The sequence below is a fragment of the Citrobacter sp. CK189 genome (assembly GCF_030333505.1).
GTDB lineage: Bacteria > Pseudomonadota > Gammaproteobacteria > Enterobacterales > Enterobacteriaceae > Citrobacter_B > Citrobacter_B koseri.
This window is the reverse complement of the sequence record NZ_JAOWFV010000039.1, coordinates 386,717-399,354: the sequence shown is the minus strand read 5'-3', so window position 1 is coordinate 399,354 and position 12,638 is coordinate 386,717. Positions and strand designations below refer to the sequence as shown.

Below are 12,638 nucleotides of genomic sequence, written 5' to 3'. Positions count from 1 at the left end.
CCATAATAGCGGGCAGTTAATCCTGTTGGGAGTTGAATGCGGAGTTCAGGAGACTTGAAGCTGGAGCGGGCGAAGGGAATCGAACCCTCGTATAGAGCTTGGGAAGCTCTCGTTCTACCATTGAACTACGCCCGCTTCGAGATGCGTAAGGCATTATAAACCTTACGCTCTTATTGACAAGGTGCTTGCTCACTGACTGGCGATTAATTCACCGTCAGCATTTTGGTTTGCTCCCCTGCGGCGGTAAATAACGCAGTGGATCAATCGCTGTTGCGCGGTAGCGAATCTGGAAGTGCAAGCGAACAGAATCCGCATCAGTGCTCCCCATTGTGGCAATTTTCTGCCCGGCTTTCACGCTCTGCCCGTTGTTAACTAACAGCGTGTCGTTGTGGGCATAAGCGGTGATGTAATCCTCATTATGTTTAATCATGATGAGGTTCCCGTAACCGCGTAACTGGTTGCCGACATAGACCACCTTCCCTGCCCCTGCCGCATAAATCGGCGTACCGCGCGCGGCGGAAATATCAATGCCTTTGTTGCCGCCTTCCGCCGTTGAATAAGGCAAAATGACTTTGCCGCTGGCAGGCCAGCGCCAGCAACGTTGCCCTACCGGAGGCCAGGAAGATTGCGGCACAGAAGAGGACGGTCTGACTGCCGCCGTTTTCGTAGAGGATTTCGCCGTGGTCGCACGCGATGAACCGGAACGCTTCGCCCCGCCGCCCAGTTTCAGTTTTTGCCCGACCTCAATGGTGTAAGGCGGGGAAATACCGTTCAGGCGGGCAAGTTCTTTCACGCTGGTTCCCGTCGTGCGCGAAATGCGGTAGAGCGTATCTCCCCGCTTAACGGTATAGACGGAACCCGAATCAGAAGATTGATTGCTGGAGCAGCCCGCTAAAAGCAAGCCTGCACAAAGCAGCATCACAATACTCAGGCTCTTGTTGTTCAGGCGTCCTGCACTCAAAACTATTCCTCGCAACATTTCAAACGCCTTATCATAGCAGCCAAAAGCCAGATGCCCAATGTATTGCCATCGGTGTCACGATATCTCCTTCTTGCCACCGCTACTTTTGGTAATGCCTTTCCACCCTATATAGACTACGCTAGTTGCCAGAGTATATGGCTTGCAGCAGTATGCGGCTATTTTCATATTCAGGAGTTTTTATGACCGGGGAACATGTCATATTGCTGGATGAGCAGGGTAATCCTGACGGCATACTGGAGAAATATGCGGCTCATACCTCTGATACCCTTTTACATCTCGCCTTCTCATGCTGGTTGTTTAACGCGCAGGGGCAATTGCTGGTCACTCGCCGCTCGCTCAGTAAAAAAGCGTGGCCGGGAGTCTGGACCAACTCAGTATGCGGACACCCACAGCAGGGAGAAAGCACTGAAGCGGCAATTATCCGACGCAGCCGTTTTGAGCTTGGCGTCGAAATTACCAACCTGACGCCCGTCTATCCAGATTTTCGCTATCGGGCAACTGACCCGAATGGCATCGTGGAAAATGAGGTCTGTCCGGTATACGCCGCGCAGGTGACCAGTGCGCTACAGGTAAACCCGGATGAAGTGATGGATTACCAGTGGAGCGGCCTGGAAACCGTATGGCAAGCATTGAGCGCGGCGCCGTGGGCGTTCAGTCCGTGGATGGTATTGCAGGCGTCTGACGACAAGGCGCGTGAGTTGTTGCGGGAGTACAGCCAGGGTTAATTTACTGGCTTTGTGCCCGGTGGCGCTACGCTTACCGGGCCTACAGAAGTGCAAATCGTAGGCCGGATAAGGCAAAGCCGCCATCCGGCATCTCACGTCTTATTTTACCGGACGCATCGCCGGGAACAGAATCACGTCGCGGATGGTGTGGCTGTTGGTGAACAGCATTACCATGCGGTCGATACCAATTCCCAGACCCGCTGTCGGCGGCAGACCGTGCTCCAGAGCAGTAACGTAGTCTTCGTCGTAGAACATCGCTTCGTCGTCACCGGCTTCTTTCGCGTTAACCTGATCCTGGAAACGCTGCGCCTGATCTTCTGCATCGTTCAGCTCGCTAAAGCCGTTACCAATTTCACGGCCGCCGATGAAGAATTCAAAGCGGTCGGTGATTTCCGGGTTCACGTCGTTACGGCGCGCCAGCGGAGAAACCTCTGCCGGATATTCGGTGATGAAGGTCGGCTGAATCAGGTGCGCTTCCGCCACTTCTTCGAAGATCTCAGTTACGATGCGGCCCAGGCCCCAGCTTTTCTCAACCTTGATGCCGATAGATTCAGCGATCGCTTTGGCGGAGTCGAAGTTATCCAGATCGGCCATATCCGTTTCAGGACGGTATTTCTTGATAGCCTCGCGCATGGTCAGTTTTTCGAACGGCTTGCCGAAGTCGAACACTTCATCGCCGTAAGGCACTTCAGTTTTGCCCAGAATATCCTGCGCCAGCGTACGGAACAGCGATTCAGTCAGTTCGATCAGGTCTTTATAGTCCGCATACGCCATATAGAGTTCCATCATGGTGAACTCTGGGTTATGACGAACGGAGATCCCTTCGTTACGGAAGTTACGGTTGATTTCGAACACGCGCTCGAAGCCACCAACCACCAGACGCTTCAGGTACAGTTCCGGCGCGATACGCAGGTACATGTCCAGATCCAGCGCGTTGTGATGGGTGATAAACGGACGTGCTGCCGCACCGCCAGGAATCACCTGCATCATCGGAGTTTCCACTTCCATAAAGCCGCGGCCAACCATGAACTGACGAATACCCGCCATAATCTGTGAACGGACTTTAAAGGTGTTACGGGATTCATCGTTAGAGATGAGATCCAGGTAACGCTGGCGATAGCGCGCTTCCTGATCCTGCAAGCCGTGGAATTTATCCGGCAGCGGACGCAGCGCTTTGGTCAGCAGACGCAGTTCGGTGCAGTGGATGGACAGCTCACCGGTTTTGGTCTTGAACAGCTTCCCTTTCGCGCCGAGGATATCGCCCAGATCCCATTTTTTGAACTGCTCGTTGTAAACGCCTTCCGGCAGATCGTCACGGGCAACGTACAGCTGAATACGGCCGCCGACATCCTGCAACGTAACGAAAGACGCTTTACCCATAATACGACGGGTCATCATACGGCCCGCAACGGACACTTCGATGTTCAGCGCTTCCAGTTCTTCGTTCTCTTTCGCGTCGAAGTCAGCGTGCAGTTGGTCTGAGGTGTGATCGCGACGGAAATCATTCGGGAACGGAATACCCTGCTCGCGCAGGCTAGCCAGCTTCTCGCGGCGCGTTTTCAGTTCATTGTTAAGATCGGTTACCGCGTCAGCGCCCTGTGCGTGTTGTTCAGACATGTTGGTTCCTCATAACCCTGCTTTCAAACTTGCTTCGATAAATTGATCCAGGCTGCCATCCAGCACCGCCTGCGTGTTGCGGGTCTCAACCCCGGTACGCAAGTCTTTAATGCGGGAGTCATCAAGGACATAAGAACGAATCTGGCTGCCCCAGCCGATGTCGGATTTGTTATCTTCCATCGCCTGTTTCTCGGCATTTTTCTTCTGCATCTCCAGTTCATAAAGCTTCGCTTTCATCTGCTTCATGGCCTGGTCTTTGTTTTTGTGCTGGGAACGGTCGTTCTGGCACTGCGTCACAATCCCGGTCGGGATGTGCGTAATACGTACCGCAGATTCTGTACGGTTAACGTGCTGACCGCCCGCACCGGATGCGCGATAAACGTCGATACGCAGGTCTGCCGGGTTGATCTCGATATCAATATCATCGTCAACTTCCGGGTAGACGAACGCGGAGCTGAACGAGGTATGACGACGACCGCCGGAATCGAACGGGCTCTTACGCACCAGGCGATGAACGCCGGTTTCGGTACGCAGCCAGCCATAGGCGTATTCGCCGGAAATCTTGATGGTGACGGATTTGATCCCCGCGACTTCACCTTCAGACTCTTCAATAATTTCGGTTTTAAAGCCGCGCGCTTCTGCCCAGCGCAGATACATACGCTCCAGCATGCTTGCCCAGTCCTGCGCTTCAGTACCGCCGGAACCTGCCTGAATATCGAGGTAGCAATCCGCGCTGTCATACTCACCGGAGAACATACGACGGAATTCCAGCTGCGCCAGCTTTTCTTCCAGCGTATCGAGTTCAGCTACGGCTTCGTTAAAGGTTTCTTCGTCGTCGGCTTCTACAGCCAGCTCCAGCAGCCCGGAAACATCTTCCAGACCCTGAGTCATTTGGTCGAGGGTGTCGACAATCGCTTCAAGGGAGGAACGCTCTTTGCCCAGCGCCTGCGCGCGTTCGGGTTCGTTCCAGACATCCGGCTGTTCCAGCTCGGCGTTTACTTCTTCCAGACGCTCTTTCTTGGCATCGTAGTCAAAGATACCCCCTAAGAACGTCAGAGCGTTCCGTGAGGTCCTGAATGCGGTTATTTACCGGGTTAATTTCAAACATGGTCTGATTTCTTTTATTGGACTAGTCAAAATGCAGTGATAAGAGCGGAATTCTACCGGATTCGCGCTCTCATTAATATACTGTTGTCAATTTGGCCAGAGGTGATCAATGATCAGCTGTAGGCTACGGTTGCCGCGAAACTCATTGATATCCAGCTTATAGGCAAGCTGAACTTCGCGTACGCCGTTATCCGGCCAGCAGGCGGTATCAACGTTAAACGCAATGCCGTCCAGCAGCGGGCCGCCGCCAACCGGTTCGACCATCACTTTCAGGTGGCGTTCGCCGACCAGCCGCTGCTGCAACAGGCGAAAACGTCCGTCAAACAGCGGTTCCGGGAACATCTGCCCCCACGGCCCTGCGTCACGCAGCAGTTGCGCCACTTCCATCGTCATCTCAGCCACGCTCAGCGGGCCATCAGAAACCACTTCGCCCTGTAGCAGCGATGGGTCGAGCCACTCGGTCACCAGCTCGCCAAAACGCTGCTGGAAATGTTCAAACTGCGCCTCTTCCAGTGACAATCCTGCCGCCATCGCATGGCCGCCGAATTTGAGCATCATCCCCGGATACAGCGTATCCAGACGCTCCAGCGCATCGCGCATATGCAGCCCCTGAATGGAACGACCGGAACCTTTCAGCGTACCGTCACCGGCGGGCGCAAAGGCAATCACCGGGCGATGGAAGCGCTCTTTAATGCGCGAAGCCAGAATGCCGACCACGCCCTGATGCCATTCTGGATGGTACATCGCCAGGCCGCCAGGCAGCGTTTCACGGCTGCGTTCCAGTTTCTCGCACAGGGTCAGCGCTTCCGCCTGCATCCCCTGTTCGATCTCTTTACGCGTCTGGTTCAGCGCATCCAGTTCATTCGCCAGCACCCGCGCTTCGCCGATGTTATCGCACAGCAGCAACGCCACGCCGACGGACATATCATCCAGCCGCCCTGCGGCATTCAGACGCGGCCCCAGCGCAAAGCCTAAATCGCTGGCCGCCAGCTTCTGCGGATCGCGGTTCGACACCTCAAGCAGCGCCTTAATGCCTGGGCGACATTTTCCGGCGCGGATACGGCTCAACCCCTGCCACGTCAAGATGCGGTTATTGGCGTCCAGCGGCACCACGTCCGCCACCGTGCCTAACGCGACCAGGTCGAGCAGTTCCGCCAGATTCGGCGGCGTAATGCCACGCTCATCAAACCAGCCTTTATCACGCAGGAAAGTGCGCAGCGCCAGCATCAGATAGAACGCCACGCCAACGCCTGCCAGCGACTTCGACGGGAAATCGCAATCTCGCAGATTCGGGTTAATGATGGCTTCTGCGTCAGGTAGCGTATCGCCCGGCAGGTGGTGATCGGTCACTACCACCGGAATCCCCAACGCTCTGGCATGTTCCACACCGGCATGAGAAGAGATACCGTTATCCACCGTCACAATCAGCTGCGCGCCGCGAGCATGCGCCTGATCGACCACTTCCGGGCTTAATCCGTAGCCGTCTTCAAAACGGTTTGGCACCAGGTAGCTGATATTGTTACAGCCCAGCGAACGCATACCGAGGACGCTAAGCGCCGTACTGGTGGCGCCATCTGCGTCAAAATCGCCCACGACGACGATGCGAGTCCCCTCGCGAAACGCGTTATAGAGGATCTCAACCGCCTTTTCGACGCCGCTAAGCTGCTGCCACGGCAGCATCCCTTTTACGCTGCGCTCCAGCTCCTGCGCGCTGCGTACGCCCCGGCTGGCGTATAAACGGCGCAGCAGCGGCGGCAGGTCAGCAGGCAGCTCAGCTGTCTCGTCGGCCTCACGCCGACGAAGTTGTATCTGTTGTTTCACGCGAATTATTTACCGCTGGTCTGTTTCTGGTGCGCGTCAAGGAACGCCTTCATCTCTTTCGGCCCCTGATAGCCAGGCACCACATAGCCGTTGCTCAGCACAATCGCTGGCGTGCCGCTCACGCCGAACTGCACGCCCAGCGCATAATGATTGGCGATATCGATATCGCAGGTGGCGGCTTTCACGCCTTTGCCCGCCATCGCGTCATCAAAGGCTTTGTTTCGGTCTTTCGCGCACCAGATGGACTTCATATCCTGCTCGGCCTGGCTTTCCAGCCCCTGGCGCGGGAAGGCCAGATAACGCACGGTAATCCCCAGCGCGTTGTAGTCTTTCATCTCTTCATGCAGCTTGTGACAGTAGCCGCAGGTGATGTCGGTAAAGATGGTGATGACATGTTTTTCCTGCGGCGCTTTGTAAACAATCATCTCTTTTTCCAGCGCATTCAGGTGTTTCATCAGCAACTGATTGGTGACATTTACCGGCGACGCGCCGCTGACGTCATACATCGGCCCCTGAATAATATGCTTACCATCGTCGGTGACGTACAGCACGCCGCTGTTGGTCAGCACGGTTTTCATGCCTGCAACCGGCGCGGGCTGAATTTCCGTGCTCTGCACACCCAGCTTAGTCAGCGACTGGCGAATGGCTGCATCGTCCGCATGAACCATTCCCGAAAATGCCGCCAGCAGGGTGAACATCATAAAACGTTTTTTCATAACCTATCCTTTCCTGTCAGCACTCACGCTCGCGGGTGATGCTGTTGATGAAGTTGACGCAAGCGCTCCGTTGCGACATGAGTATAAATTTGTGTGGTCGAGAGATCGCTATGCCCAAGCAGCATCTGTACAACGCGTAAGTCAGCGCCATGATTCAGCAAATGGGTGGCGAAAGCGTGACGCAAAACGTGCGGCGACAGCTTTTCGCTGTCGATTCCCGCCAGCACGGCATAGTGTTTAATGCGGTGCCAGAAGGTCTGACGCGTCATTTGTTGCGCCCGCTGGCTGGGAAATAAAACGTCAATCGACACGCCGTTCAACAGCCACGGGCGCCCGTGCTCCAGATACGTCTCCAGCCAGTACACCGCCTCTTCGCCCAACGGCACCAGACGTTCTTTATTGCCTTTACCGATAACCCGCACGACGCCCTGGCGCAGGCTGATATCGCTCATGGTCAGCCCGACCAGCTCAGAAACGCGCAGGCCCGTCGCATACAGCACTTCCAGCATTGCTTTGTCGCGTAATTCCAGCGGTTGGTCAACAACTGGCGACTGTAATAATCTCTCAACTTGTGCTTCGCTGAGATCTTTTGGCAAACGCTGCGGAAGTTTGGGCGACGCGAGCTGCGCGCTCGGATCGTCCTCACGAAATTTTTCACGGTACAGATGCTGAAAGAAGCGCCGCGTGGCGCTCAACAACCGTGCGGAACTGGTGGCTTTATACCCGCCATCCATACGTTCCGCCAGCAGCGTTTGTAAATCATCGCTCTGCACCGTCGCCAGCGTTTTTCCACGATGATGCAACCATTCGACCACCATCGACAAGTCGCGCCGATACGCGCTCAGCGTATTTTCCGCCAGATTACGCTCCAGCCACAGGGCATCGAGAAACTGCTCGATACGCGCCAGATCCTTATCCATCTCGGGCCCCTCTGCGTGTTAAATCAACGCCATTATGCCTGAAGCCGACGCCTTTCTGGTACACTAGCCGCATCGTCATCGCAAGAATCGAGAGCAGTACGTCATGAATATCGGCCTTTTTTATGGTTCCAGCACCTGCTATACCGAAATGGCAGCGGAAAAAATTCGCGACATTATTGGCCCGGAACTGGTCACATTACACAACCTCAAGGATGACTCTCCGACCTTAATGGAGCAGTACGATGTGCTCATTTTAGGCATTCCGACCTGGGATTTTGGTGAAATACAGGAAGACTGGGAAGCCGTCTGGAATCAACTGGACGATCTCAAGCTGGAAGGCAAAATTGTCGCGCTCTACGGCATGGGCGACCAGTTGGGCTACGGCGAGTGGTTCCTGGATGCGCTGGGTATGCTGCATGACAAACTTGTCACCAAAGGCGTTAAATTTGTCGGCTACTGGCCTACCGAAGGCTATGAGTTCACCAGCCCGAAACCGGTCATTGCCGATGGGCAACTTTTTGTCGGCCTGGCGCTGGATGAAACCAACCAGTACGATCTCAGCGATGAGCGCATCCAGGCCTGGTGCGAGCAAATTCTCGGTGAGATGGCAGAGCACTATTCCTGCTGACCGTTTTGCCGGATAGCGGCGTGAACGCCCTGTCCGGCCTGCATGGCGCACCGAACCGTAGGCCTTAAAGCTGCGCGCCATCAGGCCTTCGTTGGCGTTACCCCTGCGTCGCCTGTTGCAACATTAACCGCCGTAAATCCCGCCACTCGGCGTCATCCATGCTGTCTGCCGCCAGCCACAAGTGCTGACGCTTCCCGCTGTCGGCGCGCAAACGCAGCATCATGCCAGTTTTAAGCATCCAGGGCGGCCCCTGAATCGTCCAGTCTTGCCCTTGCCAACGTAAACGCCCATCCATCAGCAGTTTAATTTCGCCCTGCCGGGTATTAATCCGCCGCTGACTGCGCACACAGTCGAACACCACCAGCGAAAGCAATATCAGCCAGAGCGGCGTGTAGCTCAATGGCCAGGGCATCAATAAAACCAATGCGGCGACAAGCCCATGAATGAGCAAAGAGAGCCATTGTGCGCGCCAGGAGACGCGTAAATCAGATTGCCACAGGACCACGTTCCCGATTCCGTGTCTGGATGAGTTTCACCATTTGTTCCAGCTCTGCATCACCCGGTTTACCGTGGTTCATCAACCAGTTAAATAAATCAGGATCGTCGCATTCCAGCAAACGAACAAAGATGCATTTTTCTTCATCGCTTAAGTTATCGTACTCATGTTCGAAAAACGGCATGATGGAAATGTCGAGCTCACGCATACCGCGACGGCATGCCCAATGAATACGTGCTTTGTTATTAATATCCATGTTCTTCTTCCTGTCTCGCGAAAATGAAGTACCCGGCTATTGTAACGTGTTTTTCATGTTCTTTTACGGGAATCTCCATAAACGGAAGCATGATCGGCAAATAAAACCACATTAAGTCAAAGGGTTCATCGATTTTGCATCGCGCCTCGCAAAGCGGGCGATAAGGCACAAATGGGATGTTTAAACCGCTTGCAATGGGCTATAGCTCTTTTACCATTAGTCGCTATTACTGCGTTAAGCAAATCAGGACATTATTATGGCTTTTACACCTTTTCCTCCTCGTCAACCGTCCGCGTCAGCCCGTTTGCCTCTGACGCTGATCACTCTCGATGACTGGGCGCTGGCCTCGATCACCGGCGCCGACAGCGAGAAGTATATGCAAGGTCAGGTCACTGCGGACGTCAACCAGCTTACCGAACAGCAACACTTACTGGTCGCCCATTGCGATGCAAAAGGGAAGATGTGGAGCAACCTGCGTCTGTTCCGCGACGGCGACGGTTTTGCCTGGATCGAACGCCGCAGTCTGCGCGAGGCCCAACTGACCGAGCTGAAAAAATACGCCGTGTTCTCTAAAGTCGCGATCGTGCCTGACGATGAGCGTGTTCTGCTCGGTATCGCTGGTTTTCAGGCTCGCGCAGCGCTGGCGAATATCTTTAGCGAGTTACCGAACAGCGAAAAACAGGTAGTGTGCGAAGGGGCGTCCACCCTGCTTTGGTTTGAACATCCGGCGGAACGTTTTCTGCTGATTACGGATGTCGCCACGGCTGAATCCCTGACTGAAAAACTGCGTGGCGAAGCGGCGCTGAACAACAGCCAGCAGTGGCTGGCGCTGGATATTGAAGCGGGCATTCCGGTCATTGACTCCGCGAACAGCGGGCAATTTATACCGCAGGCAACCAACCTACAGGCGCTGGGCGGTATCAGCTTTAAGAAAGGCTGCTACAGCGGGCAGGAGATGGTCGCCCGGGCAAAATTCCGCGGTGCGAACAAACGCGCGCTCTGGTCTCTGGCAGGTAAAGCCAGCCGCGTACCGGAAGCCGGAGAAGATCTGGAGTTGCAGATGGGTGAGAACTGGCGTCGTACCGGCACCATTCTTGCGGCAGTGCAACTGGATGACGGCCAGGTTCTGGTGCAGGTGGTCATGAACAACGATATGGAAGCTGACAGCGTATTTCGCGTACGCGATGATGCGAATACCCTGCACATCGTACCGCTGCCCTATTCGCTGGAAGAGTGAAAAGAATAACGCCTGATGGCGCGCAGCTTTAAGGCCTACAGTTCAGTGCGCCATGTAGGCCGGATAAGGTATTAGCCGCCATCCGACAGTTGGGTTTCAGGCCCCATCCCTCGTAGGCCGGATAAGGCGTAGCCGCCATCCGGCAACAGTGTGTCAGACCTGCCCTACATACAGATAGATCGCCAGAAAGTGGCACACACTGCCGCCCAGCACGAACCCGTGCCAGATTGCATGGTTATAGGGAATGCGTTTGCAGACGTAGAAAATCACGCCTAGCGAATAGACCACGCCGCCGACCGCCAGCAGCGTCACGCCTCCCGCCGCCAGTTTGATCGCCAGTTGATAAACCACAATCAGCGACAGCCACCCCATCGTTAAATACGTTACCAGCGAGAGAACCTTAAACCGGTGGGCGATAGTCAGCTTGAATAAAATACCGAGCAGCGCCAGGCTCCAGATGACAATCATCAGCCCACGCGCCAGCGGCGAATCCAGCCCTACCAGCAAAAACGGCGTATAGGTTCCGGCAATCAGCAGATAGATAGCGCAGTGGTCGAATTTTTTCAGCCAGATCTTCGCCCGCTGATGCGGAATCGCGTGGTAGAGGGTTGAAGCAAGAAACAGCAGGATCATGCTGCCGCCGTACAGGCTGTAGCTGGTAATGGCCGTTGCACTGGCATTCGCGTCTACCGCCTGAACCAGTAACAGCACCAGACCGACAATACCAAACACCAACCCAATACCGTGGCTGATGCTATTGGCAATTTCCTCTGCCAGCGAATATCCCTGTGCGATTAATGGTTTCTGCACCATAGCTTACTCCAAAGAACGTTCACAATCGTGATAGCGTTCCTAGCGTAACTGAGAATGGTTCCAGTGAACACCTGTTAGCTAAAATAAATATCAACTTAAGATTAATCCTTGTAAATCATGATGTTGAAACTTATTTTTCAACTAACAGTTGTTCATTAAAATCAAAGGCATTTAAAATCAATCACATAAAATTGCGTCTGATCCGGGTAAATCCCGGCAATCACATGTTTAAGTTCTTCAAGCGTCATGTTTTCCTGCCGGGCATGTTTTTCCGTCAGCGTCTCCAGCGTGACGGTTGAGGTGCCAACAACCTCAATTGTGCAGAAGTAACCCTCATCTTCGAAGCGTCCAACCCGTAGAATATCCCCGGCTTTGAAGTGTGATTCGGACTCGTCACGAATGGTGATAGTTTTGCGTCCGGCCAGAATGTCATCCTGGAAACGCTGAAAAAAAGTGATGTCATTTGGCTGCATGTTATTATTCCCTGTAGATGAAGTCTGATGAGTGAGTTTTGCCATTGTGAGTATGTTCTCCCACGCTGCCATCGCCAGTCTCAACAATCTTGAGATGCTGGTCTACAACTATGTCATCAAAAACCGTGACAAAGTCATGTACATGACCATTCGCGAACTGGCTGATGCCGTGGGCGTTTCCACCACCACCGTGCTGCGCTTTTGTCGCAAACTTCACTGTGACGGCTACTCTGAATTCCGCGTGCGCTTTAAATTATATTTAGAGCAGGATGAGCCGCAACAGGCTAATTTTGGCGCCAGCGAAATTATCAGTTTCTTTAAAAGCGTCAATAACGATGAGTTTGATAAATTACTCGATCAGGCTGTCGATATCATTTTATCTTCCGAACGTATTATATTTGTCGGCGCAGGAACTTCCGGCGCGCTGGCAAAATATGGCGCACGTTTTTTCTCTAACGTCGGGAAATTCAGTAATCATATTGACGATCCTTATTTTCCGGTCACCAACGACATGGCAAAAAACGCGCTGGCGATTGTGCTTTCAGTATCGGGAGAGACTGCGGAGATCCTGCGTTTTGCCAGCCAGTTCAGCCTGCACAACTGCAAAGTGCTGTCGATTACCAGCCATGAACACTCGGCGCTGGCAAAGCTGGCTGATTTTAATCTCTCCTGGCATGTACCACAAACCCGTATTGCTGGCGTTTATGATATTACAACGCAGATCCCCGTTATCTATATTCTTGAATCATTAGGCCGTAAGCTGGCGAAAAAATTAGCGTAAAAAAACAATTTGTTTTTTGGGCGTAACAAATTACACCAGCGCTATTTTGTTATATCGTGACTTTTG

At 53.8% G+C, this 12,638-nt stretch carries 14 protein-coding genes and 1 tRNA gene; 4 read left to right on the top strand and 11 right to left on the bottom strand.

The window, feature by feature from the left end; translation table 11 throughout:
• Positions 1–61 precede the first annotated feature (61 nt).
• Positions 62–135 (bottom strand) — tRNA-Gly (locus OGV83_RS17605).
• A 79-nt stretch (positions 136–214) separates the two neighbouring features.
• A complete protein-coding gene (gene actS, locus OGV83_RS17600; RefSeq protein WP_058668057.1) occupies positions 215–961 on the bottom strand; it encodes an amidase activator ActS in 747 nt (248 codons plus the stop codon).
• Between the two features lie 200 nt (positions 962–1,161).
• Here actS and idi point away from each other — a divergent pair, with 200 nt between their 5' ends.
• Positions 1,162–1,707: an isopentenyl-diphosphate Delta-isomerase gene (gene idi, locus OGV83_RS17595; RefSeq protein ID WP_115625883.1), complete on the top strand. Its 546-nt coding sequence runs from the start codon at positions 1,162–1,164 to the stop codon at positions 1,705–1,707.
• A gap of 99 nt (positions 1,708–1,806) precedes the next feature.
• On the opposite strand, the gene lysS is transcribed toward idi, so the two are convergent.
• From lysS to xerD, 5 genes are all read right to left on the bottom strand, one after another.
• Positions 1,807–3,324 carry a lysine--tRNA ligase gene (lysS, locus tag OGV83_RS17590; RefSeq protein WP_012134993.1) on the bottom strand — a complete coding sequence of 506 codons (1,518 nt, stop codon included), beginning with the start codon at positions 3,322–3,324 and terminating at the stop codon, positions 1,807–1,809.
• A gap of 9 nt (positions 3,325–3,333) precedes the next feature.
• Positions 3,334–4,432, bottom strand: a protein-coding gene (gene prfB / locus OGV83_RS17585; protein WP_096753903.1) for a peptide chain release factor 2 whose coding sequence is annotated in 2 segments (ribosomal slippage) — positions 3,334–4,356 and positions 4,358–4,432 — 1,098 coding nt in all. Because the reading frame shifts where the segments join, the coding sequence is not laid out codon by codon here.
• 86 nt (positions 4,433–4,518) lie between these two features.
• The gene (gene recJ / locus OGV83_RS17580; RefSeq protein ID WP_047461438.1) at positions 4,519–6,252 is read right to left on the bottom strand and encodes a single-stranded-DNA-specific exonuclease RecJ; all 1,734 of its coding nucleotides are present in this window, start codon (positions 6,250–6,252) and stop codon (positions 4,519–4,521) included.
• A gap of 5 nt (positions 6,253–6,257) precedes the next feature.
• Positions 6,258–6,968 (bottom strand): bifunctional protein-disulfide isomerase/oxidoreductase DsbC, encoded by a 711-nt coding sequence (gene dsbC, locus OGV83_RS17575; protein ID WP_047461435.1) that lies wholly within the window; start codon positions 6,966–6,968, stop codon positions 6,258–6,260.
• Between the two features lie 23 nt (positions 6,969–6,991).
• Complete coding sequence (gene xerD, locus OGV83_RS17570; protein ID WP_012134998.1) at positions 6,992–7,888, bottom strand: site-specific tyrosine recombinase XerD; 897 nt, start codon at positions 7,886–7,888, stop codon at positions 6,992–6,994.
• A gap of 103 nt (positions 7,889–7,991) precedes the next feature.
• Here xerD and fldB point away from each other — a divergent pair, with 103 nt between their 5' ends.
• Complete coding sequence (fldB, locus tag OGV83_RS17565) at positions 7,992–8,516, top strand: flavodoxin FldB (protein WP_012134999.1); 525 nt, start codon at positions 7,992–7,994, stop codon at positions 8,514–8,516.
• 97 nt (positions 8,517–8,613) lie between these two features.
• Here fldB and OGV83_RS17560 read toward each other — a convergent pair whose 3' ends face one another.
• Both OGV83_RS17560 and sdhE read right to left on the bottom strand, forming a co-directional pair.
• A complete protein-coding gene (locus tag OGV83_RS17560; protein ID WP_024130921.1) occupies positions 8,614–9,021 on the bottom strand; it encodes a protein YgfX in 408 nt (135 codons plus the stop codon).
• The gene (gene sdhE / locus OGV83_RS17555) at positions 9,002–9,268 is read right to left on the bottom strand and encodes an FAD assembly factor SdhE (protein ID WP_024130922.1); all 267 of its coding nucleotides are present in this window, start codon (positions 9,266–9,268) and stop codon (positions 9,002–9,004) included. The genes OGV83_RS17560 and sdhE overlap by 20 nt, the downstream gene beginning before the upstream one ends.
• Before the next feature lie 256 nt (positions 9,269–9,524).
• Between sdhE and ygfZ the strand changes: the two genes are divergently transcribed.
• Entirely contained in the window at positions 9,525–10,505 is a 981-nt protein-coding gene (gene ygfZ, locus OGV83_RS17550) for a tRNA-modifying protein YgfZ (RefSeq protein ID WP_110493848.1), read from the top strand.
• A 153-nt stretch (positions 10,506–10,658) separates the two neighbouring features.
• Here the strand turns inward: ygfZ and trhA are convergent, their stop codons facing one another.
• Positions 10,659–11,318, bottom strand: a complete 660-nt coding sequence (trhA, locus tag OGV83_RS17545; RefSeq protein ID WP_012135004.1) for a PAQR family membrane homeostasis protein TrhA — start codon at positions 11,316–11,318, stop codon at positions 10,659–10,661.
• 161 nt (positions 11,319–11,479) lie between these two features.
• Positions 11,480–11,791, bottom strand: coding sequence for a N(4)-acetylcytidine aminohydrolase (gene yqfB, locus OGV83_RS17540; RefSeq protein ID WP_114848307.1), 312 nt, complete (start codon positions 11,789–11,791; stop codon positions 11,480–11,482).
• A gap of 52 nt (positions 11,792–11,843) precedes the next feature.
• Here yqfB and OGV83_RS17535 point away from each other — a divergent pair, with 52 nt between their 5' ends.
• Positions 11,844–12,572: a MurR/RpiR family transcriptional regulator gene (locus OGV83_RS17535; protein WP_012135006.1), complete on the top strand. Its 729-nt coding sequence runs from the start codon at positions 11,844–11,846 to the stop codon at positions 12,570–12,572.
• Positions 12,573–12,638: the final 66 nt, after the last annotated feature.

Coding starts and splice junctions, on each gene's coding strand:
- xerD (WP_012134998.1), bottom strand. CDS start 7,888: ATGGATAAGGATCTGGCGCGTATCGAGCAGTTTCTCGATGCCCTGTGG.
- sdhE (WP_024130922.1), bottom strand. CDS start 9,268: ATGGATATTAATAACAAAGCACGTATTCATTGGGCATGCCGTCGCGGT.
- idi (WP_115625883.1), top strand. CDS start 1,162: ATGACCGGGGAACATGTCATATTGCTGGATGAGCAGGGTAATCCTGAC.
- trhA (WP_012135004.1), bottom strand. CDS start 11,318: ATGGTGCAGAAACCATTAATCGCACAGGGATATTCGCTGGCAGAGGAA.
- OGV83_RS17535 (WP_012135006.1), top strand. CDS start 11,844: ATGTTCTCCCACGCTGCCATCGCCAGTCTCAACAATCTTGAGATGCTG.
- yqfB (WP_114848307.1), bottom strand. CDS start 11,791: ATGCAGCCAAATGACATCACTTTTTTTCAGCGTTTCCAGGATGACATT.
- lysS (WP_012134993.1), bottom strand. CDS start 3,324: ATGTCTGAACAACACGCACAGGGCGCTGACGCGGTAACCGATCTTAAC.
- fldB (WP_012134999.1), top strand. CDS start 7,992: ATGAATATCGGCCTTTTTTATGGTTCCAGCACCTGCTATACCGAAATG.
- ygfZ (WP_110493848.1), top strand. CDS start 9,525: ATGGCTTTTACACCTTTTCCTCCTCGTCAACCGTCCGCGTCAGCCCGT.
- dsbC (WP_047461435.1), bottom strand. CDS start 6,968: ATGAAAAAACGTTTTATGATGTTCACCCTGCTGGCGGCATTTTCGGGA.